Annotated in this window: 22 protein-coding genes and 5 pseudogenes; 15 read left to right on the top strand and 12 right to left on the bottom strand. The window is 69.5% G+C overall.

Annotated features, from left to right (window positions below; all coding sequences use genetic code 11):
- The first annotated feature begins 15 nt into the window (after positions 1-15).
- The 5 genes and pseudogenes from ACQPYK_RS24530 to ACQPYK_RS24510 all read left to right on the top strand — a co-directional run.
- Entirely contained in the window at positions 16-1,194 is a 1,179-nt protein-coding gene (locus ACQPYK_RS24530) for an IS30 family transposase (RefSeq protein WP_433235007.1), read from the top strand.
- A 127-nt stretch (positions 1,195-1,321) separates the two neighbouring features.
- Complete coding sequence (locus tag ACQPYK_RS24525) at positions 1,322-1,987, top strand: recombinase family protein (protein WP_433235004.1); 666 nt, start codon at positions 1,322-1,324, stop codon at positions 1,985-1,987.
- A 286-nt stretch (positions 1,988-2,273) separates the two neighbouring features.
- Positions 2,274-3,497, top strand: a complete 1,224-nt coding sequence (locus tag ACQPYK_RS24520) for an IS110 family transposase (protein ID WP_433235001.1) — start codon at positions 2,274-2,276, stop codon at positions 3,495-3,497.
- Positions 3,494-4,135: pseudogene (locus tag ACQPYK_RS24515) on the top strand (NAD-binding protein); the annotation flags it as partial. The gene ACQPYK_RS24520 and the pseudogene ACQPYK_RS24515, both read left to right, overlap by 4 nt.
- Positions 4,136-4,294: 159 nt before the next feature.
- Positions 4,295-4,852, top strand: a pseudogene (locus tag ACQPYK_RS24510) (transposase); the annotation flags it as partial.
- Between the two features lie 21 nt (positions 4,853-4,873).
- Here the strand turns inward: ACQPYK_RS24510 and ACQPYK_RS24505 are convergent.
- The 3 genes from ACQPYK_RS24505 to ACQPYK_RS24495 form a co-directional block, all read right to left on the bottom strand.
- Complete coding sequence (locus ACQPYK_RS24505; protein ID WP_433234998.1) at positions 4,874-5,284, bottom strand: phosphotransferase; 411 nt, start codon at positions 5,282-5,284, stop codon at positions 4,874-4,876.
- Entirely contained in the window at positions 5,278-5,826 is a 549-nt protein-coding gene (locus tag ACQPYK_RS24500) for a hypothetical protein (RefSeq protein WP_433234995.1), read from the bottom strand. Before ACQPYK_RS24500 ends, ACQPYK_RS24505 begins: the two co-directional genes overlap by 7 nt.
- An 819-nt stretch (positions 5,827-6,645) precedes the next feature.
- Entirely contained in the window at positions 6,646-7,281 is a 636-nt protein-coding gene (locus ACQPYK_RS24495; RefSeq protein ID WP_433234992.1) for a hypothetical protein, read from the bottom strand.
- Between ACQPYK_RS24495 and ACQPYK_RS24490 the strand changes: the two are divergent.
- From ACQPYK_RS24490 to ACQPYK_RS24480, 3 genes and pseudogenes are all read left to right on the top strand, one after another.
- Positions 7,280-7,429: pseudogene (locus tag ACQPYK_RS24490) on the top strand (glycosyltransferase); the annotation flags it as partial. The gene ACQPYK_RS24495 and the pseudogene ACQPYK_RS24490 overlap by 2 nt on opposite strands.
- Positions 7,430-7,521: 92 nt before the next feature.
- Positions 7,522-8,088 (top strand): annotated as a pseudogene (locus tag ACQPYK_RS24485) (glycosyltransferase); the annotation flags it as partial.
- Positions 8,089-8,693: 605 nt separating this feature from the next.
- Complete coding sequence (locus tag ACQPYK_RS24480) at positions 8,694-10,760, top strand: family 20 glycosylhydrolase (protein WP_433234989.1); 2,067 nt, start codon at positions 8,694-8,696, stop codon at positions 10,758-10,760.
- A 201-nt stretch (positions 10,761-10,961) separates the two neighbouring features.
- Here ACQPYK_RS24480 and ACQPYK_RS24475 read toward each other — a convergent pair whose 3' ends face one another.
- Entirely contained in the window at positions 10,962-12,035 is a 1,074-nt protein-coding gene (locus tag ACQPYK_RS24475; RefSeq protein WP_433234986.1) for an FAD-dependent monooxygenase, read from the bottom strand.
- An 84-nt stretch (positions 12,036-12,119) separates the two neighbouring features.
- Here ACQPYK_RS24475 and ACQPYK_RS24470 point away from each other — a divergent pair, with 84 nt between their 5' ends.
- Positions 12,120-12,611, top strand: coding sequence for a TetR/AcrR family transcriptional regulator (locus ACQPYK_RS24470; protein WP_433234983.1), 492 nt, complete (start codon positions 12,120-12,122; stop codon positions 12,609-12,611).
- A 246-nt stretch (positions 12,612-12,857) separates the two neighbouring features.
- Here the strand turns inward: ACQPYK_RS24470 and ACQPYK_RS24465 are convergent, their stop codons facing one another.
- Positions 12,858-13,475 (bottom strand): TetR/AcrR family transcriptional regulator, encoded by a 618-nt coding sequence (locus ACQPYK_RS24465; protein WP_433234980.1) that lies wholly within the window; start codon positions 13,473-13,475, stop codon positions 12,858-12,860.
- Positions 13,476-13,574: 99 nt separating this feature from the next.
- Here ACQPYK_RS24465 and ACQPYK_RS24460 point away from each other — a divergent pair, with 99 nt between their 5' ends.
- From ACQPYK_RS24460 to ACQPYK_RS24450, 3 genes are all read left to right on the top strand, one after another.
- On the top strand, positions 13,575-14,585 hold the full coding sequence (locus ACQPYK_RS24460) for an NADP-dependent oxidoreductase (RefSeq protein ID WP_433234977.1): 1,011 nt from the start codon (positions 13,575-13,577) through the stop codon (positions 14,583-14,585).
- A 167-nt stretch (positions 14,586-14,752) separates the two neighbouring features.
- Positions 14,753-15,706 carry an alpha/beta hydrolase gene (locus ACQPYK_RS24455; RefSeq protein WP_433234974.1) on the top strand — a complete coding sequence of 318 codons (954 nt, stop codon included), beginning with the start codon at positions 14,753-14,755 and terminating at the stop codon, positions 15,704-15,706.
- A 25-nt stretch (positions 15,707-15,731) separates the two neighbouring features.
- The gene (locus ACQPYK_RS24450; RefSeq protein ID WP_433234971.1) at positions 15,732-15,908 is read left to right on the top strand and encodes a hypothetical protein; all 177 of its coding nucleotides are present in this window, start codon (positions 15,732-15,734) and stop codon (positions 15,906-15,908) included.
- On the opposite strand, the gene ACQPYK_RS24445 is transcribed toward ACQPYK_RS24450, so the two are convergent.
- The 3 genes from ACQPYK_RS24445 to ACQPYK_RS24435 form a co-directional block, all read right to left on the bottom strand.
- Complete coding sequence (locus tag ACQPYK_RS24445) at positions 15,883-18,165, bottom strand: helix-turn-helix domain-containing protein (protein ID WP_433234968.1); 2,283 nt, start codon at positions 18,163-18,165, stop codon at positions 15,883-15,885. The two genes, ACQPYK_RS24450 and ACQPYK_RS24445, sit on opposite strands and share 26 nt — an antisense overlap.
- Before the next feature lie 393 nt (positions 18,166-18,558).
- Complete coding sequence (locus tag ACQPYK_RS24440) at positions 18,559-18,936, bottom strand: hypothetical protein (RefSeq protein ID WP_433234965.1); 378 nt, start codon at positions 18,934-18,936, stop codon at positions 18,559-18,561.
- A 94-nt stretch (positions 18,937-19,030) separates the two neighbouring features.
- Positions 19,031-19,189 (bottom strand): hypothetical protein, encoded by a 159-nt coding sequence (locus ACQPYK_RS24435; RefSeq protein WP_433259130.1) that lies wholly within the window; start codon positions 19,187-19,189, stop codon positions 19,031-19,033.
- A 9-nt stretch (positions 19,190-19,198) separates the two neighbouring features.
- On the opposite strand from ACQPYK_RS24435, the pseudogene ACQPYK_RS24430 reads away from it, so the two are divergent.
- A pseudogene (locus ACQPYK_RS24430) lies at positions 19,199-19,555 on the top strand (phosphopyruvate hydratase); the annotation flags it as partial.
- Positions 19,556-19,679: 124 nt separating this feature from the next.
- On the opposite strand, the gene ACQPYK_RS24425 reads toward ACQPYK_RS24430, so the two are convergent.
- Together ACQPYK_RS24425 and ACQPYK_RS24420 are read right to left on the bottom strand one after the other, a co-directional pair.
- Positions 19,680-20,078 carry a hypothetical protein gene (locus tag ACQPYK_RS24425; protein ID WP_433234962.1) on the bottom strand — a complete coding sequence of 133 codons (399 nt, stop codon included), beginning with the start codon at positions 20,076-20,078 and terminating at the stop codon, positions 19,680-19,682.
- Positions 20,079-20,226: 148 nt separating this feature from the next.
- On the bottom strand, positions 20,227-23,121 hold the full coding sequence (locus ACQPYK_RS24420; RefSeq protein WP_433234959.1) for a tetratricopeptide repeat protein: 2,895 nt from the start codon (positions 23,119-23,121) through the stop codon (positions 20,227-20,229).
- A gap of 117 nt (positions 23,122-23,238) precedes the next feature.
- Here ACQPYK_RS24420 and ACQPYK_RS24415 point away from each other — a divergent pair, with 117 nt between their 5' ends.
- Both ACQPYK_RS24415 and ACQPYK_RS24410 read left to right on the top strand, forming a co-directional pair.
- Complete coding sequence (locus tag ACQPYK_RS24415) at positions 23,239-23,571, top strand: carboxymuconolactone decarboxylase family protein (RefSeq protein WP_433234956.1); 333 nt, start codon at positions 23,239-23,241, stop codon at positions 23,569-23,571.
- Positions 23,466-23,984: a histidine phosphatase family protein gene (locus ACQPYK_RS24410; protein ID WP_433258902.1), complete on the top strand. Its 519-nt coding sequence runs from the start codon at positions 23,466-23,468 to the stop codon at positions 23,982-23,984. Before ACQPYK_RS24415 ends, ACQPYK_RS24410 begins: the two co-directional genes overlap by 106 nt.
- A gap of 32 nt (positions 23,985-24,016) precedes the next feature.
- On the opposite strand, the gene ACQPYK_RS24405 is transcribed toward ACQPYK_RS24410, so the two are convergent.
- Complete coding sequence (locus tag ACQPYK_RS24405) at positions 24,017-25,348, bottom strand: serine hydrolase domain-containing protein (protein WP_433234953.1); 1,332 nt, start codon at positions 25,346-25,348, stop codon at positions 24,017-24,019.
- A 205-nt stretch (positions 25,349-25,553) separates the two neighbouring features.
- Positions 25,554-26,159 carry a TIGR03086 family metal-binding protein gene (locus ACQPYK_RS24400; protein ID WP_433234950.1) on the bottom strand — a complete coding sequence of 202 codons (606 nt, stop codon included), beginning with the start codon at positions 26,157-26,159 and terminating at the stop codon, positions 25,554-25,556.
- Positions 26,160-26,220 lie beyond the last annotated feature (61 nt).

Below are 26,220 nucleotides of genomic sequence, written 5' to 3'. Positions count from 1 at the left end.
GATGATCATGTAGCCGTGGAGGTGTGTGTGCGTGACTACGGGTTTTCACCCGCTCAGCAAGACGAGATCTGGCGGCGCTGGCGCGACGGGGAATCCTTCAGCTTAATGGGCCGGGCACTGGGCGCCCCGATGCATCACGTCCGGCGCTTTCTCTACCAGAGCGGCGGCGTGCACCAGGCTCCGCAGCGACGGTCCGTGCGCCATCTGACGGCTGCTGATCGCGAAGAGATATCCCGGGGCATCGCCGCTGGACAGTCCGCCCGGCTGCTGGCCCAGCGGCTGGGAAGGGCATCTTCGACGGTCTCGCGGGAGATCGCCCGCAACGGCGGCCGTGAGCGCTATCGGGCCGCCTTGGCCGAGGTTGAGGCCTATCGGCGGGCGCGTCGGCCGAAACCGGCCAAGCTGGCCCGGCAACCTGCGCTTCGAGTGATGGTCGAAGCCAAGCTCGCGCTGTGCTGGTCGCCGGAGCAGATCTCCGGCTGGCTGCGGCGACATTACTCGCAGGAGGCCGACATGCAGCTCTCCCACGAGGCGATCTACCTGTCGCTTTATGATCCGCGCCGCCGGCAGGCCATCGACCGAGCGCTCACTCAACGTCTGCGCACCGCGCGCCCGATGCGCCGCCCTCGAGGCGCCCACCGGGCCACCGGCCGCGGGGTCCTGCGGGACATGGTCCCGATCACCGCCCGTCCCGCCGAGGCCGAGGACCGGGCGGTTGCCGGGCACTGGGAAGGTGATCTCATCATGGGCACGCGCCCGTCTGCCATCGGCACACTGGTCGAGCGCACCAACCGCTACACGACCTTGGTCAAGTTACCGGACGGCATCAAAGCCGAGCAGGTCAGGCCCCATCTCACGCGCAGTGTCTTGGCCATCCCGGTCCGGCTACGGCGCTCGTTGGCCTGGGATCGCGGCCGGGAGATGGCCGAGCATCGCGCCTTCACCAGCGCGACCGGAATGCCGGTCTACTTCTGCAAACCGCGCAGCCCCTGGCAGCGGGGCAGCAACGAAAACACCAATCGACTCCTGCGCCAGTACCTGCCCAAAGGGGCAGATCTGCGCACCTTTAGTCAAGACGACCTGGACGCCATCGCCGACGAGCTCAACAACCGCCCCCGCAAGATCCACGGCTATCGCACTCCGGCAGAGATCTACGCTGAGATCCTGAACAGCGGTGATGCATTGATCCTTTGAGCGCGCCATCGTTTCTTGACGATCATGACAGAAGGGTCTCCGGGCCCCGGAAACCCTTCAAAAACCCCTTCAACAACCTCGATGCTTCAACAACCCCTGAAGACCGTTTGTTGAGAAAATGGCGGCCGTGACGACCATTTCCGATCCGCCCACCGACTTGCTCGCCGCCTTCCCGACCCGTCCCAGCGACATCCGCATCGGCTATGCCCGCGTCTCCATCAGCGGCCAAAAGCTCGAACGCCAACTCGACGCCCTGACCTACGCCGGATGCCGCCGCATCTTCGCCGACACCAAGTCCGGCAAGAACGTCGACCGGCCCGAACTGAAGGCCTGCCACGCCTTCCTGACCGCCGGCGACACGCTCACCGTTCCCTCGCTGGACCGCTACGGCCGCTCCCTGACCGATCTGATCACCATGATCGGCGAACTACGCCGCCGCGAGATCGGCTTCACCTCGCTGCACGAGAACCTCGACACCACCACCCCGGGCGGGCGGCTAATCTTCCACGTCTTTGCCGCGCTGGCCGAGTTCATCCGCGAACTCATCGTCACCGGCACCCGCGAGGGCCTGGCTGCGGCCAAGGCGCGCGGCCGGGTCGGCGGCCGCCCCACCGTGGTCACCCCCGACCTGCTGCGCGCCGCCCGGGACATGCTGCCCAACCCCGAACACTCGGTGACCTCGATCGCCAAACTCCTCGGCGTGAGCCCGGGCACGCTCTACAACCACATCCCCAACCTGCGCGAGCTGCGCGTCGCTCGCCACCCGGCCGAGTTGGAAACAGGCAGCCGATGATCCGCACTCCCGATCAGCGCGGTCTCTGACCAGCCCGTTGCCCCTAATGAGTGTTAGCGAGTCGCCGTCCGGCAGACTCGGTGCCTGGTAGCCGCCGGCAGGTGAGCACTTATTGCCCCTGGACTTCGAGTCCTGCGGAAAGATCGTGCCCCTGCCGGTCGGCCGGGAGAGTTGATCACTGCTGGGATGTCGTGCCCGCCTGATCAAGGCGTGAGCACTGCTTCATTAGGTCGCTGATGGTTCTCCCGCAGGCTGCTGACCAGCGGTATCGGGGACGGGAGAGACGTTGCGACTGTTCGTGGGAGATGACTGGGCCGAGGCGCATCATGATGTCGAGGTGATGGACGCTTCGGGGCGGCGGTTGGCCAAGGCGCGGCTGCCGGAGGGCGTGGCGGGGATGGCCCGGCTGCACGCGATGATCGCCGAGCAGGTGGGTGACCTCGCTGAGGAGGATGTCGAGGTCGTGGTCGGGATCGAGACCGACCGGGGTCCGTGGGTGCGGGCGCTGGTGGCCGCCGGATACACGGTGCTGGCGGTGAACCCGCTGCAAGCGGCCCGCTATCGGGAACGGCTGGGCGTGTCGGGCGCCAAGAGCGATGCCGCGGACGCGCACATGCTCGCCGACATGGTCCGCACCGACTCCCACCAGCTGCGCCCCATCGCGGGAGACAGCGACCAGGCCGAGGCGGTCAAGGTCGTGACCCGGATGCACAAGACGCTGATCTGGGAACGCGTCCGGCAAACCCAGCGGCTGCGGCACGCGCTGCGGGACTACTTCCCCGCCGCTCTGACGGCGTTCGGGGACCTGGACGCGCCGGACACGCTGGAGCTGCTGGCCAAGGCACCGGATCCGGCATCGGCGGCGAAGCTGACCATCGGGCAGATCAGCGCGGTGCTCAAGCGGGCTCGCCGCCATAACGTGGCCGACAAAGCCGTACAGATCCAGGCCGCCCTGCGAACCCGGCACCTGGGTCAGCCTCCTGCGCTCACCGCTGCCTACGCGGCCTCGATACGTGCCCTGACCGCTGTCTTGCTGACACTGAACGAGCAGATCACGGCCATGCGCAAGGAGGTCGAGGCCCATTTTGGCCGGCACCCGGCCGCTGAGATCATCCTCTCCCAGCCCGGCCTGGGAGCGATCCTCGGTGCCCGGGTGCTCGCGGAGTTCGGCGACGACCCCAACCGCTATGCCTGCGCCAAGGCTCGCAAGAACTACGCCGGCACCAGCCCCATTACCCGGGCCTCCGGCAAGAAGAAGGTCGTCATCGCCCGGTTTGTCCATAATGATCGGCTCATCGACGCGCTCATCGCCCAGGCGTCCACAGCGATCAGCGTCTCGCCCGGCGCACGCGCCTACTACGACAAGCAACGCGCCCGCGACGCCGACTACAACGCCGCCCTTCGCCAGGTCGCCAACCGGCTCGTCGGCATCCTGCACGGCTGTCTCAAGACCGGCACCCTCTACGACGAGGTGACCGCCTGGTCACATCAAGCGGAACTTGCTGCTTGACATCAAAACTCCTGGGATGTCTTTCCGGCGTACTTGGTCTGCCTCCCTACTTCGGCCGCTTCCTGGTCGGCAACGGCTACAGCCGCGACGTCCTGGCCGCAGCCGGCATCGACGACAGCGACGCGTTCATCGCGGTCACCTCCGGCGACAACAGCAACATCGTCTCGGCCCGCACCGCCCGAGAGGTCTTCAAGGTCCCGATCGTCATCGCCCGCATCTATGACCCCCGCCGCGCCGACATCTACCGCGACCTCGGCATCCCCACCGTCTCCAGCGTCCGCTGGACGGTCGAGCGGATCTCGCAGATGCTGCTGCACCGCTACCTCACCCCCGAGCAGACCTTCGGCAACGGCGAGACCCTGCTCCTACGCTCGCAACTGCCGCCCTACTTCACCGGCCGCCGCCTATGCGAACTCGAAATAGACGGCGACATCCGCCTGGTCGAGGTCACCCGGGGCGGCCGCTCGCTCCTCCCCGCTCAGGCCACCGTGGCCGGGCCCGACGACCTGGCGGCCACCGGCGACGACGAGGACAATCTCGTCATCGGCCTGCTGGCCAAGCGCCAGTTCGCGGTCCCCCGGGTGGCCGCCCGCTACAACGACCCCGACAACGCCTGGCTGTTCGACCAGCGCTGGGGCGTGGACGTGGCGCTCCCTGCCAGCGCTCCGCTCGTCTCGCTCGTCCAGGAAGCGACCGGCGCCGAGGACACCGTCGCCCTGCTGTGCCTGACCAAGGCCGGGGTGACCGTGATCGAGACGGCCATCGGCCCCGACTCGCCGACGGCCGGGCGGCTGCTGGTGGAGTGCGGCCGCTCCCGCGACACTGCCCGGCGCAGTGAGCTGGCCGGGTGGGCCGAGTACGGCTACTGCGCCAGTCACTCCCGGTATTTCTGGGGGCTGCGGTTACATCTGCTGTGCACCCTGGGCGGGCTGCCGGTGATGTTCGCCCTCACCGGCGCCAAGGCCGATGAGCGCCACACCCTGCTCGGGATGCTGGATGCCGCTCCCGAGATGGTGGCCGGTCATCCGGGCCAGTCGATCATCGCTGACCGGCAGTACTACGGGCGAGACTTCGAGTACGCGCTGACCGAACGTGATCTGCGCCTGCTGCGACCGGCCCGCCAGGGCGAACCCGAGCGGGCCGGAGCGCGGCTGTTCAAGCCGCTACGCCAGACCATCGAATCGATCAACCAGACCTTCAAAGGCCAGCTCGACCTGGAACGTCACGGGGGCCGGACCCCGGCCGGAGTCATCACCCGGGTGCTGTCCAGGATCCTCGCGCTGACCACCGCGATCTGGCACAACGACAAGACCGGCCAGCCGATCAAACGATCCCTGATCGCCTACGACCACTGAACGTAACCAGACCCCTTGGACTCATTCATCTAGCCGGGCCCGGGTCCAGGCGAGCGCGGCCAGCGCGGCGTGCGCCTGGTAGGCGCGCAAGTGCGGGACACCCGGTGGCGGAGGCAGTTTGCTCGCCCGCGTCCAGTACCCGGCGTACGCGGCGGCGTAGCTGGTGACCACGAGGCCGGGCAGGGCGTGCCACGCGGGCACACCGACGAGTGTTTTCTCCGCATCGAGCGGCGCGTGCCCGGCCATGATCATGTGCGGGATCAGGTCCACGACGTCCTGCCACGCGGCGCCGATCGACGGCTGCGCCCAGTCAACGACCATCAGCGCGTCATCGCTGTTGCGGATGAGCAGGTTGTCCGGCCGAATGTCGCCGTGGACCAGCGAGGTGCCGGTCGCGTAGGCGACCCATACGCGTTCGAGGTCGGCTAGCATGCCCAGCCGATCCCGTTCCCACGGCCAAGGCCGGCGGCGGGATCGTCCGCGGTGCCGCAGCGCAGCAACTCCTCCCAGCCGTGCAGCAGTCCGCCACGCGCCTGTGTCGCGGCCGGCACGTCAGCGGGGCTCGGTGTCAGCGTCGCGGCCAGGACGGCGACCCCGGCGACCGCGATGGGCACCTCTGCCGAGCCCGGTGACAGGTCGGGGTGACGGCCGTCCACGTCATCAAAGATCAGCACCACCCAGCCGTCCAGGTCGCCGCTCCAGCGCAGCCGCGGCGCGGGCGTGGCCGCGGGCAGCTGCCCGGCGATGGCGGCCTCCGCCCGGTACTTCGGTGCGAGGACATGATCGGCGGGGACCGCCTTGACGAATGCGCGGCTGGTGCGGCAGTCGCGCTCGATGCTCACGCGGGCGGCGACGCCGGGAGTGAATCCCCCGGACTGGACGTGCGCGTGACGGATGGGGCCGAGCCGGTGGGCCAGCGCGTCGCGCAGAGCCGCAGGCAGCTCGGTCCAGGACGGGCGCACAGCAGGGGACATGGGACGAGCCTTCATGATCGGCGGCGGATGGTCACAGGGACATGGCCAGGCGCCGGACGGGATCAGACTGCGGCCCGTTCCCGTCCGGCGCTGGTAGCTCGCCGATCACGGGTCATACCCGGACGCTACCGCAAGCCCCGCGCGGCACGGGACGAAACACGGTCAGGTCACATGGTGCAGGTAGGCGTCGAGGTCGAGAGCCAGGTCGCCCACGACGTCGAGGGTGAGGGACTCGGGTCGGCACCGGCGGCGCGTCCATCAGCGTGGCGAGATCGTTCAGGTAGGCCCGGCCGAGGTTCGACGCGCCGATCTCGCTCTCCAGGTGGTACCCACCGTAGGCGGCGTGGTGTCCCCGTACCGTCCGCCCCGTCCCGCACGGTCGTTGGCGCCTTGGGCCTCGCCCCAGATCCGGTGTACCGCGAGAGCCCGGCCCTCTGCCAGGAGGTGCCGGGCTTTCGTTGTTACGGGATGCAATCGTATCCGCAAATCCGGTGCTGTGTGGCATTGATAATTATGCTCCACAAACGAGTTTCGGCGGCGACTCGCGTGGGCGCCCATCGTAGGCGCTCAGGTCGCCCCACCGAGGTCACCAGCCTTAGCGAAGGTAACGCATTATGCTAACTAACTCACCGCCCCATCCTCGTGACCTGCGGATATCCCTTACCAATAAGAGGGGTTGGCGATATGGGCAAGTCAGAAGTAATCGAAAATGTCTCTAAATTAGCTTCCGAGAAAGATTGAATATCGTCCCCACGGCGTCCAGGCTTGCTCGGACTCACCACTATTGCCTGCACTAACGCAGTGTGAATATTCTCCTGATTAACCATCGCCGGTCTGCCGGGGCCTACTTACGGCGGATTCGCATAGGCGGACCTCCGCTCCGCAGGATGAGCTTTCACCGTGCTCCTCCTGGCAACAACTATGCCCTACTACGGCTGGTGCCCCTGGTACGGCAGCGAGCTGCAATGACCGTGCAGCGCGTAGCCCGTCCCTCCGCCCCTGAAGCGGGCCTGCCCTGCGGAGCTGGTCTTCACCCGGAAGCGAAAAAGAGAGGCGATCCGGAGCGCCCCGGTGTCCACCGACGCCATCGAACATCGACTGCGAACCCACCAGATCGCCACCCTCAATAGCCGGGCCGCCGCACTGCGGCACCTGGTTCTTCAGGCACCGGCACCGGTCATCGCCCGGATGCTCGGCTACACCGACCAGCAGACCAGCCGCATCGCTACTGCCGCCGGCCAGCGCGGCAACGTCGGCGGTCGCGGAGGAGGCCCCGGAGTCCAGCACCGCGCGGAGTCGCGAGGAGGTCACGTCCTCCACGTACGACTCACCGACGGTGAGCCGCTTGATACGGTGCAGGTCCACGTCGTAGCTGACGACGCGATGGCCCACCTCGGCGGCGCGCACGGCCAGAGGCAGTCCCACGTAGCCCTGACCAGCGACGACAACATCCATGACGACTCCAATCTGGGTAAGGAACACCGCTGTGCCCCTGGTTTCCGTGGTGATGCCGGTACACAATGCGGCGGCCGCGCTGGGGCCCTCAGTTCGGTCGGTGCTGGCGCAGACCCACACCGATCTCGAACTGCTGATCACCGACGACGCCTCCTCGGACGACTCGATGGATCTGCTGACAGAGTTGGCCCGGCAGGACGAGCGGGTCCTGCCGGAGGCCGCGGCCCGGCAGGGGGGGGCGCGGCCCGGGCCCGGAACCTGGCCATCGAGCGGGCCCAGGGTGACTTCATCGCCCTTCTCGACAGCGACGACCTGTGGCTCCCGACGAAGCTGGAGAAGCAGCTCGCCTTCGCCGCGACAGCCGGGACGCCCCTCACGTTCACCTCCTACTACAAGGTCGACGCCCTGCACGAGGGCGAGGCCGCCGACTTCGTCCCGAACGGGCGCGTCGTGTGGGCGCCGGAGCACGTGGACTACAGCGCGATGCTGGTCCAGGACCACATCGGCGCCCTGACCGCCATGTACGACCGCAGGGTGCTCGGGACGAAGCTGATGCCGGACATGCCGAAGAGGCAGGACTACGCGCTCTGGCTATCGATCATGCGGGACGGGACCCCCGCCCGGGCTCTGAGGGAACCCTTGGCCGTGTACCGGTCTCAGCGGGCCGGGTCGCTCTCGTCGAACAAGTTGTCGCCGGTCCAGTACAACTGGAATGTGTACCGTCGGCAGGAACAGCTCTCAGTGGTCCGGTCGACGCGGGCTCTGGTCGGGGCGATATGGCACTCGGTGCGGAAGTCGCGCATCTAGCGTCCGTTCACGAGCCCGGTGCGCGACCGTTTCCGGGGTCCCGGTAGCAATGGCGGAAAATCCAACGAAGCTGGCTCTGACCTGTGGTTCCTTCACAGCAGGCCAGACAGTCCAGGCTGAATCATCTTCTTGTGCGCGCAGGTCAGGCCATACTTCGTTGGATTCACGGCCGAAACTACGAGACCCCCGTGTACGAGGACAGCCTCGGGGTCGCCGAGGCGTTCGTAGCCTCCTGAGGTCACGTTCCCGGCCCGTGGCGCCAGGCACTACGTGGCTGTGGATGATCGGCTCCCGTTGTCGGACGGCGGACCGGCCGCGTCGCGGCTGTTCGCCGGGCACACGAGGAGACCGCCGCCCCCGGCGACCCTGGCGGGCCGAGGCCTGCATCCTGCCGGTCCGCCCGGATGGGCGGGTCGGCCGTAACCTCTGTGGCCCGTCGGGCGGGTCCGCGGCGTGCGACGTCCCGCTCGCCGGCCGGGAACGCCCGGCAGGGCTTCACAATCCGCACATACCGCGCAACACTGCTCGATATTGGGCAACTCTGGGCACATATCTCCACGTTCGCCGTAGGGCATGCCTTGTTCGATATTCGCACCGTCCTGTGCATGCGCGTCGCAGCCCACTCCCCCTGGAGGACACCTGTGCGGACCACCCCCCAGACCCCCCGTCCACGGCCGCGTCCCCGGTCCTGGCGCCGGCTCGCCGGCCGGCTCGCGCTCATCCTGACCGCCGCCATCTTCGGCCTGTCGGGAACGGCATGGACCCCGGCGGGCGCGCTGGCCGCCGATCCGCCCGGCATGGCCGCCACCGTGGTGCCGGTGCCGGCTCACGTCGAATCCTCCGCCGCCACCTTCACCCTCGGCGGCCAGGCCAGGATCTACGTTCAGAACGACTCGCCGGAGGCCACGAAGATCGGCGAATACCTCCGCGGCCTGCTGCGGCCGGCCACCGGTTACGCGCTGCCCATCGCCGCGCACTCGGCCGGGGTCTCGGGCGGCATCTCGCTCCTGCTGTCCGGCGCCGGCGCCGACCTCGGGGATCAGGGCTACCGGCTGGAGGTGACCGGCACCGGCGTGACGCTGCGGGCGAATGCGCCCGCGGGCCTTTTCGCCGGGGTGCAGACACTACGGCAGCTGCTGCCCGCCGCGATCGAGCGCCGGACCGTCCAGCCCGGACCGTGGACGGTGCCGGGCGGCCTCATCACCGACAGGCCGCGCTTCCAGTACCGCGGCGCGATGCTCGACGTCGCCAGGCACTTCTTCGACGTCGACGCCGTCAAGCGGTACATCGACGACCTCGCCCTCTACAAGATCAATGCACTGCACCTGCACCTCAGCGACGACCAGGGCTGGCGCGTTCAGATCGACTCCTGGCCCCGGCTGGCCGAGTACGGAGGCTCGACCCAGGTGGGCGGCGGTCCCGGCGGCTACTACACCAAGGCCCAGTACCGGGAGATCGTCGCCCACGCCCAGAGCCGCCACATCACGATCGTGCCGGAGATCGACCTGCCCGGCCACACCAACGCGGCCCTGGCCTCCTACGCCGAGCTGAACTGCGACGGCACGGCCCCGCCTCTCTACACCGGCACGGGGGTCGGGTTCAGCTCGCTGTGCATCTCAAAGGAGATCACCTACCGGTTCGTCGAGGACGTCGTCCGCGAACTGGCCGAACTCACCCCCGGCCCCTACCTGCACATCGGTGGCGACGAGGCGCACGCCACCACCGACGCCGACTACGCCGCCTTCATGAACCGGGTGCTGCCGATCGTCGCCAAGTACGGCAAGCGCGCCGTCGGCTGGAACGAGGTGACGAAGGTCGGCCCGCCGGCCTCCACGGTGCCGCAGTACTGGGGCACCGGCACGACCAACGCCTCGCTCGCCCAAGCGGTCCAGCGGGGGAACAAGGTCGTGATGTCACCGGCGAACAAGACCTACATGGACATGAAGTACAACGCCTCCACCCCCATCGGGCTCACCTGGGCCGGATACATCGAGGTCCGCACCGCCTACGACTGGGACCCCGCCACATACATGACCGGCGTCCCGGAGGCGGCGGTCCTGGGAGTCGAGGCCCCGCTGTGGAGCGAGACGGTCAAGACGCTGAAGGACATCGAGTTCATGGCACTCCCCCGCATGGCCGCGATCGCGGAGACCGGCTGGTCCCCGCAGTCCGCCCGTGACTGGACCGGGTTCCGCGGCCGGCTCGCCACCCAGGGGCCGCGCTGGGACATCCTGGGCGTGAACTACTACGCCTCGCAGCAGATCCCCTGGCCGGGCCGGGGCAACCTCGCCGCCTTCCGGCCGGTCACCGTCTCCAGCACCGAGGTCGACCGGCTCGGCGCGGCCAACGCCAACGACGGCGACACCTCCACCCGCTGGTCCTCCGCCTACAGCGATCCGCAGTGGATCCGGATCGACCTCGGCTCGGTCCAGCGGATCGACCGCGCCGTCCTGAGATGGGAGACCGCCTACGCCAGGGCCTACCGGTTGCAGATCTCCGACGACGGCGCCGGCTGGCGTGACCTCTACGCCACCACCACCGGCGACGGCGGGGTGGACGAGCTCACCGGGCTCAACGGCACCGGACGCTACCTGCGCGTCAACACCACGGTCCGGGCGACCGGATGGGGCGTCTCGCTCTACGAGATCGAGGTCTACGCGCCGAGCCCGTGATCCGCTCTGCCGGCGGAAAGGGCGCCGCGGTCCCCGTGGCGCCCCTCGGCCGGGGGCGCGGATGGGGTGCAGGCCCGGCAGGTGTGAGCCGTACGGGTCCCGGCGGAGGAGGCCGGATCGGCCGGCCGATGGGTACGGCTCCGAAATCCAGCCTCGGGTTCGTGGTGCGGCGTGACACCGGCGACGTTATGAGGTGGCCGGTCACGAGCCCGCCGAGCCGGCTCCACCGCCGAACATCACTGCGGCCTGCCGGCCTTTGACCTGGTTCTCCGCGACATAGGGCCGCAGTTCCGCCTCGTACGCCGCGAACGCGGTCGTGTGGTCTCCGCCCGCCGAGGCCAGGTTGCGGGCGAGCGTCCATGCGCCGATCAGCGCCTGTGAGGTGCCCATGCCGCTGGTCGGCGCGGCACAGTACCCCGAGTCGCCGACCAGCGCGATCCGGCCGCATGACCAGCGATCCATGTGGACCTGGCAGGTCGAGGAGAAGTAGAAGTCGTCCGCTTCGCTCATCGCCTCCAGCAGCCGGGGCGCCTGCCAGCCGTGCCCGGCGAAGGCGGCTCGCACCGCCTTCTCCTGCTCGTCTCGGCCGCATCGGTCCAGTGCGGGTGAGGCGGTGCCGAAGGAGAGACTGACCGTGAGGCGCTCCGCCGCGTCGAGGCTGAACAGGTAAATCGCCGTGCCCGTGGCGTGCTGTAGCAGTCCGTTGCGGTCGAGGCCGAGGTAGTTGGCGGTGCTGAAGCCGGCCCCGGAAAGGCCCAGGTGTCGCAGCATGTCGGCGTGCGGGCCGAAGGTCAGCTGCCGGACCTTCGAGTACACGCCGTCGGCTCCGAACACCAGATCGAACTCGCGGGCGGCGCTGCGCTCGAACTCGACCGTGACGCCGGACTCGTGCCGGGTCAGCGCGCTGATCGAGTCGTCGAACACGTACGCCACGCCGTCGGCGGTGATTCGGTGCAGGATCCGGGTCAGCTCCCGCTTCGGCACCTCCAGTTCGCCGGCGAACACCTCGGCGGGCAGCCGCCCGGTCTCGACGCCCCTCTCGTCCACCAGGACGGTGCCGCGCATCTTCGTGTCGTGCTCGCGGATCTCGGCCAGGATGCCCATCTCCTCCAGCACGTCGAACGCCCGGCCGCGGAAGTCCACCGCGTAGCCGCTGTCGCGAAGCTCAGGCGCACGCTCGACCACGGTCACGTCGTACCCGTCGCGGTGCAGGAAGTAGGCAAGGGCGGGTCCGGCCACGCTCGCACCCGAGATCAGAACCTTCGTCTTGGTCATGGCAAGACCGTAGCCATTTTTTGTCCATTTGGTCAAACCATATGGATAGACCATCTGGTCAAGCACTCCGGTATGCTGCACGGCATGGGAAACCGAGAGGATCTGCTGGCCGGAGCCAAGCGGTGCCTGATCGAACGCGGCTGGGCTCATACGACCGTCCGGGACATCGCCTCGGCCGCCGGAGTCAGCCACGCCGCCATCGGCTACCACTTCGGCTCCAAGGACGCCCTGCTCACCCAAGCCCTGGTGGAAGCGGTCGACGAGCTCGGCGACGAACTCGCCCTTCGTGCCCCATCCGACGAGCCTGAGCGGCGTTGGCAGGCGTTGATCGACAGCTTCACCACCCATCGGGCGTTGTGGGTGGCCCAACTCGAGGCCGCGGTGCAGGCCGAGCGGTCACCGGAGGTGCGCGAACACCTCGCCAGGGGGCAGCGCGAGGGACGGGAGGGACTCGGCGGCTCGGTGCCGCTCGCATTGCTGGCCGGCCTCATGCTGCAGTGGCTGGTGGATCCGGACCACGCGCCCACCGGCGCGGATGTGATCGCCGAGCTTCGATCGCTCGCCGCCGGACTCTGACATGGCGACAGGCGGCGCCAGTGGGCAACCGAGGCCGTGGAAGGGCGCCGCGTTGGCATGGCCGCAGGCCCCGGCCCGGCAGCCCCGACTGCAACCTGCTCGCCGAAGCCGCCGAACCGGCTTCGATCGCAGGTTGGTCTCTCTGCTCAGGCGGTGCTTCGGCGTCGCCGGCGGGAACGGCGGCGATGGCGGCTTCGGCGGTGGATCGGGGTACCGGGCGGATGGCGTCGCCTGGTCGGTGGACGGTCAGCGAGTGGCGGCCGTGGTGAAGTCCCGGTGTGTTGGTGCCGTAACGGGTAGCTCGTGCGCGACGGCTTCTGGCCGTAGTCCGTCGAAGATGAGGTGCAGGTAGCGCCGCCACAGGTCGGGCCGTGCGGCGGCGAGGGGGGCCGCGATCCGGGTAGGGGCGCCGAGCAGCAGCACGATGTCGTGGCCGGTCACGTCGGCCCGGATGGCGCCGGCCTGTCGTGCGCGCGAGGTCAGCTTCTCGGCCACCTGCGCCAGCCGGTCGCTGGCGGCTCGGATCGCTGGGTGGTCGCGTGAGGTTGCGATGGCCGCCTCACAGAATGACCGGTCATCGGCCTGGAGTTCGGCGCCGGCGGTCACGAACCGCAGCAGGGCGTCTCGCGGATCGGGATGCTCCAGCAGGGCTTCACCGGTTGCGGCGAGGGCGCCGAGTTGCTCGCAGAAGATCGCCGAGACCAGTTCTTCCTTGCTGGAGAAGTGGTTGAACACCGTCCCCTTGGCGACACCGGCGCGCGCCGCGATCCGCGCGACAGAGACGTCGAGGCCGTGCTCGGACAGTTCCGCGGAAGCCGCGTCGATGAGGAGTTCGCGGTTTCGGGCGGCGTCAGCGCGGGACATGCGCGCAGTCTAGTCCAAGTTGACCAGTCGGTCATGTTGTGTGCTACGGTCGCCAAAATGACCACTCGGTCAACTTATTTCTCTGCTCAGGGCAGGTCGATGATGAGAGCAGTTGTCGCCAAGCAGTACGGTCCACCAGAGGTCCTGACCGTCGAGGACGTTCCCGTTCCGTGGCCAGGCCCCGGCCAGATCCAGGTCCGTATCCGCGCCGCCGCGATCAATCCCGCCGACCTGCGAACCCTCAGCGGGGTGTTGCGCGAGCCGGCCCCATTGACGTTCCCCCATGTGCCGGGCAGCGACTTCGCCGGCACGGTCACTCAGGTCGGCCCGGACGTGACCCGGTTCACCCAGGGCGAGGAGGTGTTCGGAGTCGGGCTGCCGCGCGCCACGGCGACGATGGCCACGATGCTGTCCACCCCGCCGTCCCTGACCACCGGCGCCATGGCCGAGTATGCGGTCTTCGAGGCCGACACCCCCGCCATCACCCGACGCCCGGACGGCTTGGCCGCCGACCACGCGGCCAGCCTGCCGATACCCGGGCTGACAGCGCTGGCCGTACTCCGCGAGGGCCGGTTTCAGGCCGGCGAACGGATTTTGGTGACCGGCGCCGCGGGCGGGGTCGGCGGCGCGGTGGTCCCGTTGCTGGCCGCTGCCAAGGTACACGTGATCGCCGCCGCGCTCGCCGAGGACGACCACTACGTCCGCGACCTGGGCGCGGCCGAGGTGATCGACTACCGGACGGCCGACACCGTTGCAGAGACGCTGCGGCGGCATCCGGGTGGCGTCGACGCCATGGTCAACCTCGCCCTGCCCGGCCCCGCCCTGATCGAGATGAGTCATGTCATCAAACCAGGAGGCCGCCTGCTCAACGTCGCTTTTCCCAGCCCCGAGCCCTCCGCGTTCGACCGCGCCGACCTGATGGTGCGCACCGTCTACAGCAATGCGCGTCCCGGAGACCTGGACCAGCTCGCAGCGCAGGCCATGGCCGGAACCCTGCCGTCCACCATCAGCCGGCGATACCCACTCCAAGAGGCTGCGCGAGCCTATGTCGATCTGGTGCACACCCACGTGCGCGGAAAGCTTCTCGTCACCGCCCACGACACGGACTGATCTTGGTGGTTCCTGGTCGATCACGAGGCGGAAACGTACTTCTGCCTGTGGTTCTGCCTCGTCTTCTCCCGGCGCGGCTTGCTTGGATGTGCGGTGGACGGGAGCCCCCTTCGTACCGGAGCCCCTTGTACCGGAGTCCCGCCTTTCCACCCCTTCTTGGAGCGATCATGAGCAAGCCTGTCCTGGAACCCGCCGCGCAAGCCTTCGCCGAGGCCACCGCCCAGCCGCCCTACCTCTTCCAGCTCGCGCCGGAGGAGGGTCGCAAGGCCGTGGACGAGGTCCAGTCCGGCCCGGTCGACAAGCCCGCCGTGGACGAGGAATGGGTCACGATCCCCGGTGGTCCCACCGGTGAGGTCAGGGCCCGCATCGTCAGACCGGCGGGCGCCGCAGGCGATCTTCCCGTGATCATCTACATCCACGGCGCCGGCTGGGTCTTCGGCAACGCCCACACCCACGACCGGCTGGTACGCGAGCTGGCGGTGGGCGCCGGCGCCGCCGTCGTCTTCCCCGAATACGACCTGTCGCCCGAGCACCGTTACCCGGTGGCGATCGAGCAGAACTGGACGGTGGCCCGGTGGATCGTCGCCGAGGGCTCGTCCAAGGGCCTGGACGCCACGCGCGTCGCGGTGGCCGGCGACTCCGTCGGCGGCAACATGACCGCCGCGCTGACGATCATGGCCAAGCAGCGCGGCGGGGTACCGCTGCGGCAGCAGGTGCTGTTCTACCCGGTGACCGACGCGTCCTTCGACACCGGCTCCTACCACCGGTTCGCCGAGGGCTACTTCCTGCGCCGGGACGGCATGCAGTGGTTCTGGGACCAGTACACCACCGACGAGGCCCAGCGGGCCGAGATCACCGCCTCCCCGCTGCGCGCCACCACCGCGGACCTGACCGGCCTGCCCCCGGCGCTGGTCATCACCGGCGAGGCCGATGTGCTGCGGGACGAGGGCGAGGCGTACGCGAACAAGCTCCGCACGGCCGGGGTGCCGGTGACCGCCGTGCGCTACCTGGGGATCATCCACGACTTCGTCATGCTCGACGCGATGCGCGAGACGCACGCGGCCGAGTCGGCGATCGAGCTGGCCGTCGGCACGCTCCGCCGGGCCCTCGCCAAGAGCTGAGGCGGTCCCCGGCCTGATCGGCGGGTTGGAGCGCAAGCCCGTCGTCGCCCGCGCCTCCTACAAGAACCAGGTCCGCAACGAGCGCCATCTGACCGAGATCATCGAGATGCCCGGCCGCGGGCACTCGCTGACCGTCGACAGCGGCTGGCGCGAAGTCTGCGGCACCGCCCTGACGTTCATCCAGCGCTTCGTGGATCCGTGACGGGCATCTGGTCGAGCTCCTTGAGCACCCGGGCCGCCCGGGCGGTGTCACCAGAGCCCTCGTACAGCTCCACGGCCTCCCAGAACGCCTCACGGGCCTGCTCTGCCTGCTCCAACCGGACCAGTGCCTTGCCCATATTGGTCAGCGACAGCGCCATGGCCCGGACGATCGGGCGCCTGCGCAACTCGGGCAGCGCCTGGCGGTAGTGGTCGGCGGCCTCCTGCCAACGTCCGAGTTCGAGGTAGCCCTCACCCACCAGGTCCAGCGCCGCGCCGACGGCGTGGTTGACGATGGCCGACGAGCCTCCGAAGGCGGGATCGCGCAGCCGGTCCACCAGCGCCAGGTTGTGCCGCACGGATTCCTCCACCCGGCCGATCCGGCGCAGGCAGTTGCCCACGCTGACCATGGCCTGGGCGTAGCCCTCCGTGTCCCCGGCCTGCTGGAAGCACTCCGCCGCCTGCCGAGTGTGGCTCAGGGCGGTCTCCCTGCTCGGCTGGTCGTCGCGTCCCCACAGCGCCCAGGTGGCGTAGGTCAGAGCCCAGCCCTGCTGGCGTACGTCGCCGACGTCGCGGGCCAGCTCCAGGGCGCGCAGGGCGGTCGCCTCCGCCTCGCCGTAGCGGGCCTGGCAGTAGGTCCGCGCCCAGGACAGGTAATTGAGATGCACCGCTTCCTGCGTGCGGTCGCCCATGGCGCGGGCGGCCGTGGCGGACAGGTCGAACACCTCGGGCCAGTGTCCCCAGTGCATCCACAGGTCCGAGAACCAGTGCATCGCCTCGGCCACCTCGACGACGCGCACGTGCTCGCCGACGCGGGCCGCCTGCCTCAGCGCCGCCAGCCACGCCTCACTCTCCGATTGGAGCCACTCCTGCGCCTCCTGCGAGCTGTTCAGCTCGACGAGAGAGCTCCAGTCCTGCGGCGGCGCGCCGTAGTCCGGCTCGAACCAGCGCCCGGCGACTGTGGCGACCTCCAGCAGCCAGTCGTCCATACGCCGCCGCGCCTGCCGCTGGGCCACGACGGGCTCCTCCTCCGACAGCCGGGCGCGGGCGAACAGCCGCACCAGGTCGTGAAAGCGGTAGCGGCCAGGGTACGGCGACTGCAGCAGGCCGAGATCGACCAGCTCCTCCAGGGCGTCCTCGGCCTCGGCCGGGCCGATCTCGGCCAGGACCGCCGTCATCGGCACTCCGAAGTCCGGCGCCGCGGTCAGCGCCAGGCGCCGGAAGCTCTGCCGGGCCGGCAGGGAGAGCTGCCGGTACGACAGCGCGAAGGCGGCGGCCACGGACAGGTCTCCCGCGGCCAGGGACTCCACCCGCCGCCCTTCGTCGCCGAGACGCGCGGCCAGTTGCCCGACCGTCCAGCCCGGCCTGCTCTGCAACCGGTTCCCGGCGATGCGCAGCGCCAGCGGCAGGTTCCCACACAGGCTCGCCACCTGCGCCACCCCGTCCGGGTCGGCCTCGGCACGCTCGGCTCCCACGATCGCGCGCAGGAGCGCGGCCGCCTCCTCGGCGGCCAGATGCGCCAGTGGGACCTGGTGCACGCCTTCCAGCCCGGCCAGCGGCCGTCGGCCGGTGACCAGCGTCATCACCGGACCGCCGGAAGGGAGCAGCGGACGCACCTGGCCTTCGTGTGCCGCGTTGTCCAGGATGATCAGGCACCGCCGTTCGCGCAGCAGGGCGCGGTAGTGGCCCGCACGGTCCTCCTCGTCGGCGGGGATGCGCCGCTCGGCCACGCCCAGAGCCTTGAGCAGCCGGGACAACGCGGTCCCCCAGTCCAGCGGGACCGGGTCCATGCCGCGCAGGTCCAAGTAGAAGCGCCCGTCGGGGAACAGATCGGCCAGGTGTCCGGCGGCTCGCACGGCCAGCGCCGTCTTGCCGATGCCGGCCGCTCCCGAGACGGCGGCCACGACGGCGGCCTTCCCGTCCCCCGCCAGCCCCGCCAGCTCGCGCAGCGTGCCCAGCTCCCGTGCCCGCCCGGTGAAGTCGCCCACTTCGCGCGGCAGCTCACACGCGCCCGGCGCGGGAGCCTCCTGGCGCGGCCGTCCGGCACGTGCCGCCTCCGACAGCATCACCCGTTGTGCGTCGTCGAGCCGCAGCGCCTCGGCCAGCGCCTCCACGGTGCGTCGTTGCGGGCCCCTGCTGGCGCCGCGCTCCATGTCGCCGATGGCCCGTACGCTGACGCCGGACGTGTGGGAGAGCTCCTCGATCGTCAGGTTGGCCGCGTGACGCAGGCTCCGCAGCAACCGGCCGAACGACTCCGCCACCCGTCCCCCTCCTCATTGCCTTCACCCACCGTCGGCAAAACCACCACAAACGCCGCACGTTACCCTATCCGCCCTGCTGGGAGCCGATGCTCAGCCATGTGGTGGCTGGGGCCAGGTCCGGGACGCATTCGGGGGTGCCCGTAGTCTCGGCCGAAAATCCAACGGACCCTGCCGTGACCTGCGGATACGCGTAGATGGCAGTCAGCGGGTGTGGCGGGGTGGGGGAGGATGTCGGTGATCTCTGCGATGGCTTCGCTGCCGGACCTGGTGTAGCGCAGGGCGGTTCGGGGGTTCGTGCCGCGTCTTGGCCATGATGCGGCGAAGCGGCATCCTCGCTTCGCCGAGGCCCGGCGCAGGCCAAGTAAGCGTTAAAAAACCCATCCCGCTGTCTTGTTACCGGCCCACGTGGCGAGACAGTTCCAGCGCCAGGACGCGGTCCAGCAGGAGCGCCGACTCAAACCGTGCGCCGTCGGGTAGGTTCGTGTCCTCCATCAGCTGATCCAGCACGCCTACGACACGGGGGGTGTCCAGGCAGTCACCCAGCGCCTGGCCGAATCGATTAACGTACTCCGCCGATACGGGGCTACTGGGACAGTTGGCCCACATGGCGACCTGCTTTCGCCATCGGGCCAGCTTGTGCACCGATGATGTGATCCGCTCGTCATCGACCACGACCGGCTCGTCTCGCTGTGCGCCGAGCAGGCACAGCCGTACCGCCGACCAGTCCTGTCCCGCCTTCACTTCGCCTATCTGCGCATCCGGGCAGGTCATCCAGTGACGTGCCCGGTGCGGGCCCGGATCCGGATGACCAATGGCAAGATCGCAGGCAGCGTTCGGGATGCCGGTCGGCGGCCGCAGGGTGAGTTCAGGCGGCGAAGGGCGGGCTGGGCTGGGCCCATTCGGTGAACACCGTCATGGCCCGTGTCTCGGCCAGGCGGATCAGCACGTCCAGAAGCACGTACGCCGGCGGCGATCCGTCGGCGCAGGCCAGCAGTACGCCACGGTAGGCCGGGACAAGGGGCACCTGCCGGCCGACCGGCTCGGCACCCTCGTGCAGCTTGTCGGAGACGATGTGTTCGTCACCAACACGGCCATCATCGCCAGGGCGATCCAGCGTGGCCTGGCCAACAAAATCAACCAGATCGGCACGGTCACCGAGACACTGGACGCCATGGCCTTGTGCCGCCGCCACCACTACGCCCAGAGGGTCTCCCACCGCTCCGGCGAGACGGCGGACGACTTCATCGCCGACCTGGCCGTGGCCGCCGGGTGCGGCCAGATCAAGGCGGGCGCACCCGCGCGCGGCGAGCGGGTCTGCAAGTACAACCGGCTGCTGCGGATCGCCGCCGAGCACCCGCAGCTGCCCTACGGATTGCCGCCCAAGAACTGAACGGATCGGCGCCCCGGTGAGACAAGGCGCCGGGCCGCCGCAGCCGTGACGGCAGGGTCGGCCTTCGAAACGACCACGGTGGTCGCCTATCCTGAAAGGCAGGGGTAACACCCGGTGGTGGATCTCACCGGGGCCGCAGTTGCGGCCGCTTCTTGGCCACCGCGCGGGTCTCGTCGGCGCTCTCCTTGCGGCGTTCGGCCTCAGCCGGGACCGACGGCACGGCCCAGTGCTTCTTGGCCTGGCACCAGATGAGCCAGGAGGTGACGGCGGCGCGGTTGCGGTTCCAGGTCGCCGGCGCGCATCGGCCCCACAGCTCGGTGAGCGCGGCGCCGAGCTCGGCGTCGCCGACCTCGGCGAGCGGCCGGTCGCGGCCGAGCAGGTGGATGACGCGGTCGATCGCGGAGGCGTAGGCGCGGTGGGTGTTGGGGTTGGCGGTGCGCGGGGTGGCCAGGAAGGCGTCGGCGGCCGCGGCGAGGGTCACGTATCCGCCGCGCAGGGCGGCGACCTTCGGCGCGGCGCTCATACCGGCCGCCGGGCGACGGGCGCGGTACCAGTCCGAGTGATGTACCGGATAACGTGCGCGAGTCGCGCACCGTCCCGGCGAGGGATTCTCCTGGTCGCCGCGCCGCCATGATCACGTACATGACTGAGAGCACGCGCGGAAGTGGGCTCTACGGCCTAGATTGCGCTGCCGGAGTCTGGTCGCCTGGCAGGGTGTCGAGATCGGCGATGAGCTGGCGGATGTCATCGGCTTCAGGAACGCCCAGGTCGGTGTACAGCTCAAGAGCCTGGCTGGCGTGTGCGCGTGCCGTACCGAGGTCTGCGAGATCGGCGTGGGCGCGAGCCAGGCCGTCGTGGGCGCGGGCTTGCTGGAGGCGGCTGCCGACCTCGGTGGCCAGGGTCAGGGCGGCGTTGTGGTGGGTGAGGGCCTGGGCGGGTTCGCCCATGGCACGGGCGGCTTCGCCGAGGCCGTTGGAGGCGTCGGCTTGCCCGTCCTGGTGGCCGATGTCGCGGTAGAGGTCGAGTGCCTGGCGGTGGTGGTCCAGGGCTTGGGTGTAATGGCCTTGGTGGCGGTGGACCAGGCCGAGGTTGTCCAGCGCAGTGGCTTGTAGTCGGCGGTCGCCGAGTTCGCGGTGCAGGGTCAGTGCCTGGCTGAGGTGCTGGTGCGCTTGCTCGTAGTGGCCCTGGCGGTCGTAGACGATGCCGAGGTTGGCGAGTCCTGCGGCTTCGCCGACCCGGATGCCGAGCTCCCGGCACAGCGCCAGCGAGGCTTGGTAGTACTCCAGGGCCTGGGTGTAGTCGCGCTGCTGCCAGGCCAAGCCGCCCAGGTTGTTCAGGAGCCGGGCCTGGCCCGCCCGGTTGCCGAGGTCGCGGTGCAGGCGCAGGGATTGCAGGTAGCAGTCCTGGGCTTGCTCGTAGTCTCCTCGCGCCCAGTGGGCTTCGCCGAGGTTGGCGTGGGCGCCGGCCTGGTCGGCCTGCTCTCCGCTTGTGAGCGCGGCGGTCAGGGCGTGGGTGTGCAGGGTGATCGCGTCGGAGTAGAGGCAACGGTCCATGAGGTAGCGGTGAAGGGTCGTGGCGAAGCTCGCGGTCAGGTCGGGCCGGCCATGCTCGGCGGTGTGGGCGGCGACGGCCAGCAGGTTGGGACGTTCGGTTTCCAGCCAGGCCGCCGCATCCGAGGCGTCGGTGAGCGGGAGCGGGGGTGTGCCGGGGTCGGGGATGGCCGGGCGCAGGCCGCGGTGGCTGGGGGTGAGGAGGTCGACGGCCGTGTCCGCGGTGTGCAGGTAGTGGCCGAACATGCGGGTCAGTGCCTGGCGGCCGGAGTCGGCGGGGTCGTGGAGATCTCGGGCGTATTGGCGGACCAGGTCGTGCATGGTGTAGCGGCCGGGCTGGTGCTGCAGCAGCATGTGGGCGTCCAGGAGGTCTTCCAGGATCGTCTCCGCTTCCTCCAGCGGCAGATCGGCCAGGGCGGCGGCGGTGTGGGCATCGAGGTCGGTACCCGGGTGCAGGCCGAGCAGGCGGAACACGCGCTGCTGTTCGGGGTCGAGCTGCTGGTAGGACAGGGCGAAGGCGGCGGCGACGCCGCGTTCGGCGGTGGCCAGTTCGGTCAGGCGGCGGCGCTGGTCGCGTAGCCGGTCGGCGAGGTAGCGGACGCTCCAGCGGGGCCGGTGACGCAGGCGGGCGGCGGCGATGCGGACGGCCAGCGGCAGGAACCCGCACAGGTGAAGGACGTCCAGGACGGCTACGGGGTCGGCGCTGGCGCGTTCGCCGACGATACCGGTGAACAGCTCGCTGGCTTCTTGGGCGGCGGGCAGGTCCATGGACAGGGGCTGGACCCCGTCCAGGTCGATGAGCCGCCGGCGGCTGGTGATCAGCATGAGGCTGGCAGTGGTGCCGGGCAGCAGCGGGCGGACCTGCTCGGTGCCTGCGGCGTTGTCCACGACGATCAGCGCGCGTCTGCCGGTCAGCTCGGCTCGCCAGCGTGCGGCACGGTCGGCGAGCTCGGCGGGAATCTGCTCGGCGGCCAGGCCGAGCTGGCGCATCAGGGTCTCCAGGGCGGCGGTGGGCTCGACGGGGGCCTGGCCCGGGGTGTGGGCGTGCAGGTCGACGAAGAGCTGTCCGTCGGGGAAGCCGTCGGCCAGCAGGTGAGCGGCGTGGATGGCCAGGGTGGTCTTGCCGACGCCGGGCATGCCGTCGATCGCGGAGATCGCGACGACGCCGCTGCCGGGGGACCAGGAGTGGATGAGGGTGTCGACCTCGTCTGCCCGGCCGGTGAAGTCGGGAATGTCATAGGGCAGATAGGAGACCCGCTGGGCTGGTGGCGGAGAGGCGGAGGGTCCGGGTGGCGGGGCGAGTTCGGGCTCGTCGCGCAGGATGGCCTGCTCCAGCGCCGTGAAGGCCCGGCCGGGGTCCAGCCCCTGCTGCTCGGCCAGCAGGCTGCGGTAGGCGCGGCCTGCGGCCAGCGCCTCGGCCTGGCGTCCGGCTCGGTGCAGGGCGAGCATGAGCTGGCCGGTCAGCCGTTCGCGCAGCGGGTTCGCCACGACCTCGGCGGCCAGTTCGTCGAGGATCTCGGCGTGCCGCCCGGCCGCCAGGTCCAGCTCGGCCAGCCGCTCCACTACGCGCAGCCGTCGCTCGTGCAGTCTCCTGCGGGCCTCTTCGGCGTAGTCGGCACGGATGTCGGCCAGCGGCTCTCCGCGCCACAGCGCGAGCGCTTGGCGTAGCTGCCCGGCGTCGTCGGCCTCGGCCTGCTGGGTGAAGTCGGCCACGTCCAGCTGACCGGGCTCGACATGGATCACATAGCCGGCAATATGCGACTGCAGGGCCTGCTCGGCCCCGGCCTGCCGCAGTCCCTGCCGCACAGCGGCGACCAGGGAATGGATCTGCGCGCGGGCGGTATCAGGGGGCGTGCTGCCCCACAGGGCGCCGATCAGCCGCTCGGTGCTGACAGCGGTGCCGGCATGCAGCAACAGGTAGGCCAGAAGCGCCCGATGCCGAGGTGCCCAGGAAGGCGGCTGGCCGTTGCCGACCCGCACCTCCACTGGCCCGAGCAGCGCGAACCTGACGCCCATCCGTGTGCCCCCACGATCGGTAGAAAAAGTATGGGGAACCTATCAAGACGGCATTCCATGATGACCTCAGCCCCGGCAAGCGGGGGCGAAACACCAGATAAATGACGAGGTCACATCATGTCGAGACTTCCGCCGATCCAGCCGGAATCCGCGACCGGAGCTGCCGCCGACCTGCTGGCGACCATGCAGAAGGCGCTGGGCGTCACGCCGAACATGACCAAGGCGATGGCCAACAGCCCCGCCGTGCTCAAGGCCTACCTGGACTTCTCCGGCGCGCTCAACAGCGGAAGCCTGCCCGCCTCCACCCGTGAGCGGATCGCGCTGATGGTCGCACAGGAGAACGGCTGCGACTACTGCCTGTCGGCTCACACCTACATCGGCACTCTCCGCTACCACGCGCCGCAGCAAGCGCGCACGAAATCGCCCGGCATCTACCGAACGTGCCCGTGACCGAGGCCGCCGAACTCGTCGACCATGTGCCCTACGTTCCCAGTGCGGCCGAAACACCCCCGTCCTGGGCCGGCTTCTTCGACGGCTACGACGACACTGAGGCAGCCTCGGGCCAAAGGCTCGCCGAGGCCCTGGTCGCCCGGTTCGCGAAGGTCCCCGGCACGACCACGAAAGGGACCCAGCCCGACACACACGAGGTCCTGGTGACGCACGCCTATCAGATCGCGTGGCTGGTGCGGCACGCACTGGACGCGCCGCCATCCCGGTGGCTCGGCCTGAACAGCGCCAACACCGCATTGACGGTCATCGAGTACCGCAACGGCCTGCCGCCCACGATCGTGATGTTCAACGACATGAGTCACCTCCCGACCGACCTGCGCTGGACCGGGTTCCCCGAAGGCATGAGGCCGTAAGGTGGCTCCTACTGTCCGTACGCGCTCCTCGGCTACGTGACGCTGACCGGGTACCACATGCTCGGCGTGGGGCTCCCGCCGAGCAGTGATCTTGGTCGACACGGTGGAATCAGCCCGTCCGGGGCCTGGGGCAGGTGCTTGGCGGTCATGTCGGCGGTGATGCCGGTGGGGATGCGCTCCAGCCACAACCGCCCCTCCTCGTCCCGGCTCACCGCGGTCTCACACGTGCTCGAAATGTAGGTGCCGACGTACCGAGACGCGTCCAGCGCAGGCGCAGCCGGATCGGGCATCGCCTGCCCGGGCAGCTCGACACCGCCGAGCTCGTGAAGCACGCGGCCCGCGATCTCGGTGTACACATGCTTCGGCAAACCGCCGTTGGTGACGATCGCCACCGCCACATCGCGCCCCGGCACCGCGCGCAGGAACGCCGACTGGCCGATGGTGTTGCCGTCGTGGCCGAAGACGGTGCCGCCCGGGAGATCGAAGAGCTCCCACCCCAGGCCCCAGGCCGTGCCCTGGTCGATGTCGGGCAGCGTGACCTGTGGCTGCTGCATGGCCCGGACGCTCGCCGGGCTCAGCACGGAGCCGCCGTCCGGACCCAGGCCGCCGGCAAGGTGCATACGAGCGAAGACCAGCAGATCGCGAGCGCGCATCGCCAGCATCGACCCTGCTGGCGCGTTCGAGCGTGCCAACGCCCAGACGCGGGTCGGCTCGAGCTGGGCACCCGGCGTCTGCTCGATGTGTCCCACCGCCGTACGGTGGATGATCGCCTCGTACGGATCGTTCGCGGCGTGGGTCAGGCCCAGGGGCGTGAACAGGTGCGTCCTCATGCAGGCGTCGAACGGCTTCCCTCGCACGACCTCGACGATCCGGCCCAGTACGCAGTAGCCGGCGTTGTTGTACGAGAACATCTCGCCGGGCTCGAACAATTGCGGCACCTGACGCAGGACGCCCAGGTACTTCTCGATGCAGTCGTCGCCCTTGCCCGTGTCGGTGAAGATGTCTCCCTCGAAATCTGCGACATGACACATCAGCTGCCGCGCGGTGATCCGCTCGGCCGCCCGCTCGTCGGCGATCCGGAACTCGGGGAGATAGGTCCGCACCGGAGCGTCGAGGTCCAGCTTCCCCTCGTCGACCAGCTGCATGGCCAGCGTCGCGGTCAACACCTTGGTGATCGAGCCGATTTGGAAGAGGGAGTCGACCGTGGCCTCGACGCCCGTGACCGTGTTCAGCGTCCCAGCCGCGGCGTCGACCATCTCGTCGCCGGCGCAGACCGCCACCACTGCCCCAGGCACCCGGTTTTCGGCGAGCAGGTCCGGCAGCCGATGTTCCAGCCACGCACAGATCTCATCCAGCTTCGACACCGGCATCCCTCCTGGCTCCATGCCGGACGAGCATAGGGCTGGCGGGAACGGCGGCGTTCGTTCGTCCCCACCATGAGCGGCACGTCGGTTCGTGGGTCGGCCAAGGCCGCCGGTTCCGGGCCGCGGCAGAGCCGCTTGTGTTCGTGGACGACGAGGGTGACCGCGGCCCCGGAGGCCCGCAGCTCTCGGACACCGGGGTGGGGTGTCAATGGGTTGAGAGGTCACGGCCGAGGAAGGCCAGCAGTCGCCGGTGTGCCGGGGCGTCGGCGGGGGCGGGGGTCGCAGGGCCGAACATGCCGGGGCGGCGGAAGGCGCCGAAGTTCATGCCCTGCATGATCGTGAGTAGTTCGCCGCACGACCGCTCGTCGACGAGGTGCTCCTGGTCGGTGGCGAGCGCCAGGTCGACGCCGTGGACGAGGATCTCGGTGAGGTGGATGAGGGCGGCCATCGGCCCCGGGACGGCGCCGAACCCCAGGCGCACGGTGGTGTCGAGGGCGCCGGGGTGGTGCCATGCGGCGCGGTCGAGGCCGGCTGCGGCGGTGAAGGCGGTGTGTGGGTCGGTGCCGAGCCAGTCATCCTCGTGGTCGCCGCCGGCGTCGGTCGCGGTGAGTTCGGCGGCGAAGATCCGCATGCCGCCGACCAGGTGGTTGAGCTCCGTGCGCACGTCCCACCCGGCGCATGGGGTGGGGACGTGGAGTTGGCCGTCGGTGATGCCCCTGACGATGGCGGCGGTCATGTCGAGGGCGCGGTCGATCCTGTCGATCACGTTCGTATCAGAACTGGGACTGTCGGGAAAGAACAGAGGCTGCATGGTCACTCCTAAAGCAGTACTTGGCTGCGTTAAGGGACTGTAGGGCGCCGCCTCCCGCAAA

Source organism: Streptosporangium sp. CA-135522 (assembly GCF_050949235.1).
Taxonomy (GTDB): domain Bacteria; phylum Actinomycetota; class Actinomycetes; order Streptosporangiales; family Streptosporangiaceae; genus Streptosporangium.
The sequence above is the reverse complement of the archived record's forward strand: the minus strand, read 5'-3'. Positions and strand labels throughout refer to the sequence as shown.

Bases quoted from the DNA above. Each gene is read 5' to 3' on its own strand.
- ACQPYK_RS24495 (WP_433234992.1), bottom strand. From the start codon at position 7,281: ATGGATGTTGTCGTCGCTGGTCAGGGCTACGTGGGACTGCCTCTGGCC.
- ACQPYK_RS24440 (WP_433234965.1), bottom strand. From the start codon at position 18,936: ATGACCTGCCCGGATGCGCAGATAGGCGAAGTGAAGGCGGGACAGGAC.
- ACQPYK_RS24470 (WP_433234983.1), top strand. From the start codon at position 12,120: ATGGGAAACCGAGAGGATCTGCTGGCCGGAGCCAAGCGGTGCCTGATC.
- ACQPYK_RS24425 (WP_433234962.1), bottom strand. From the start codon at position 20,078: ATGAGCGCCGCGCCGAAGGTCGCCGCCCTGCGCGGCGGATACGTGACC.
- ACQPYK_RS24400 (WP_433234950.1), bottom strand. From the start codon at position 26,159: ATGCAGCCTCTGTTCTTTCCCGACAGTCCCAGTTCTGATACGAACGTG.
- ACQPYK_RS24500 (WP_433234995.1), bottom strand. From the start codon at position 5,826: ATGTCCCCTGCTGTGCGCCCGTCCTGGACCGAGCTGCCTGCGGCTCTG.
- ACQPYK_RS24465 (WP_433234980.1), bottom strand. From the start codon at position 13,475: ATGTCCCGCGCTGACGCCGCCCGAAACCGCGAACTCCTCATCGACGCG.
- ACQPYK_RS24420 (WP_433234959.1), bottom strand. From the start codon at position 23,121: ATGGGCGTCAGGTTCGCGCTGCTCGGGCCAGTGGAGGTGCGGGTCGGC.
- ACQPYK_RS24480 (WP_433234989.1), top strand. From the start codon at position 8,694: ATGCGCGTCGCAGCCCACTCCCCCTGGAGGACACCTGTGCGGACCACC.
- ACQPYK_RS24460 (WP_433234977.1), top strand. From the start codon at position 13,575: ATGATGAGAGCAGTTGTCGCCAAGCAGTACGGTCCACCAGAGGTCCTG.
- ACQPYK_RS24505 (WP_433234998.1), bottom strand. From the start codon at position 5,284: ATGCTAGCCGACCTCGAACGCGTATGGGTCGCCTACGCGACCGGCACC.
- ACQPYK_RS24475 (WP_433234986.1), bottom strand. From the start codon at position 12,035: ATGACCAAGACGAAGGTTCTGATCTCGGGTGCGAGCGTGGCCGGACCC.
- ACQPYK_RS24415 (WP_433234956.1), top strand. From the start codon at position 23,239: ATGTCGAGACTTCCGCCGATCCAGCCGGAATCCGCGACCGGAGCTGCC.
- ACQPYK_RS24455 (WP_433234974.1), top strand. From the start codon at position 14,753: ATGAGCAAGCCTGTCCTGGAACCCGCCGCGCAAGCCTTCGCCGAGGCC.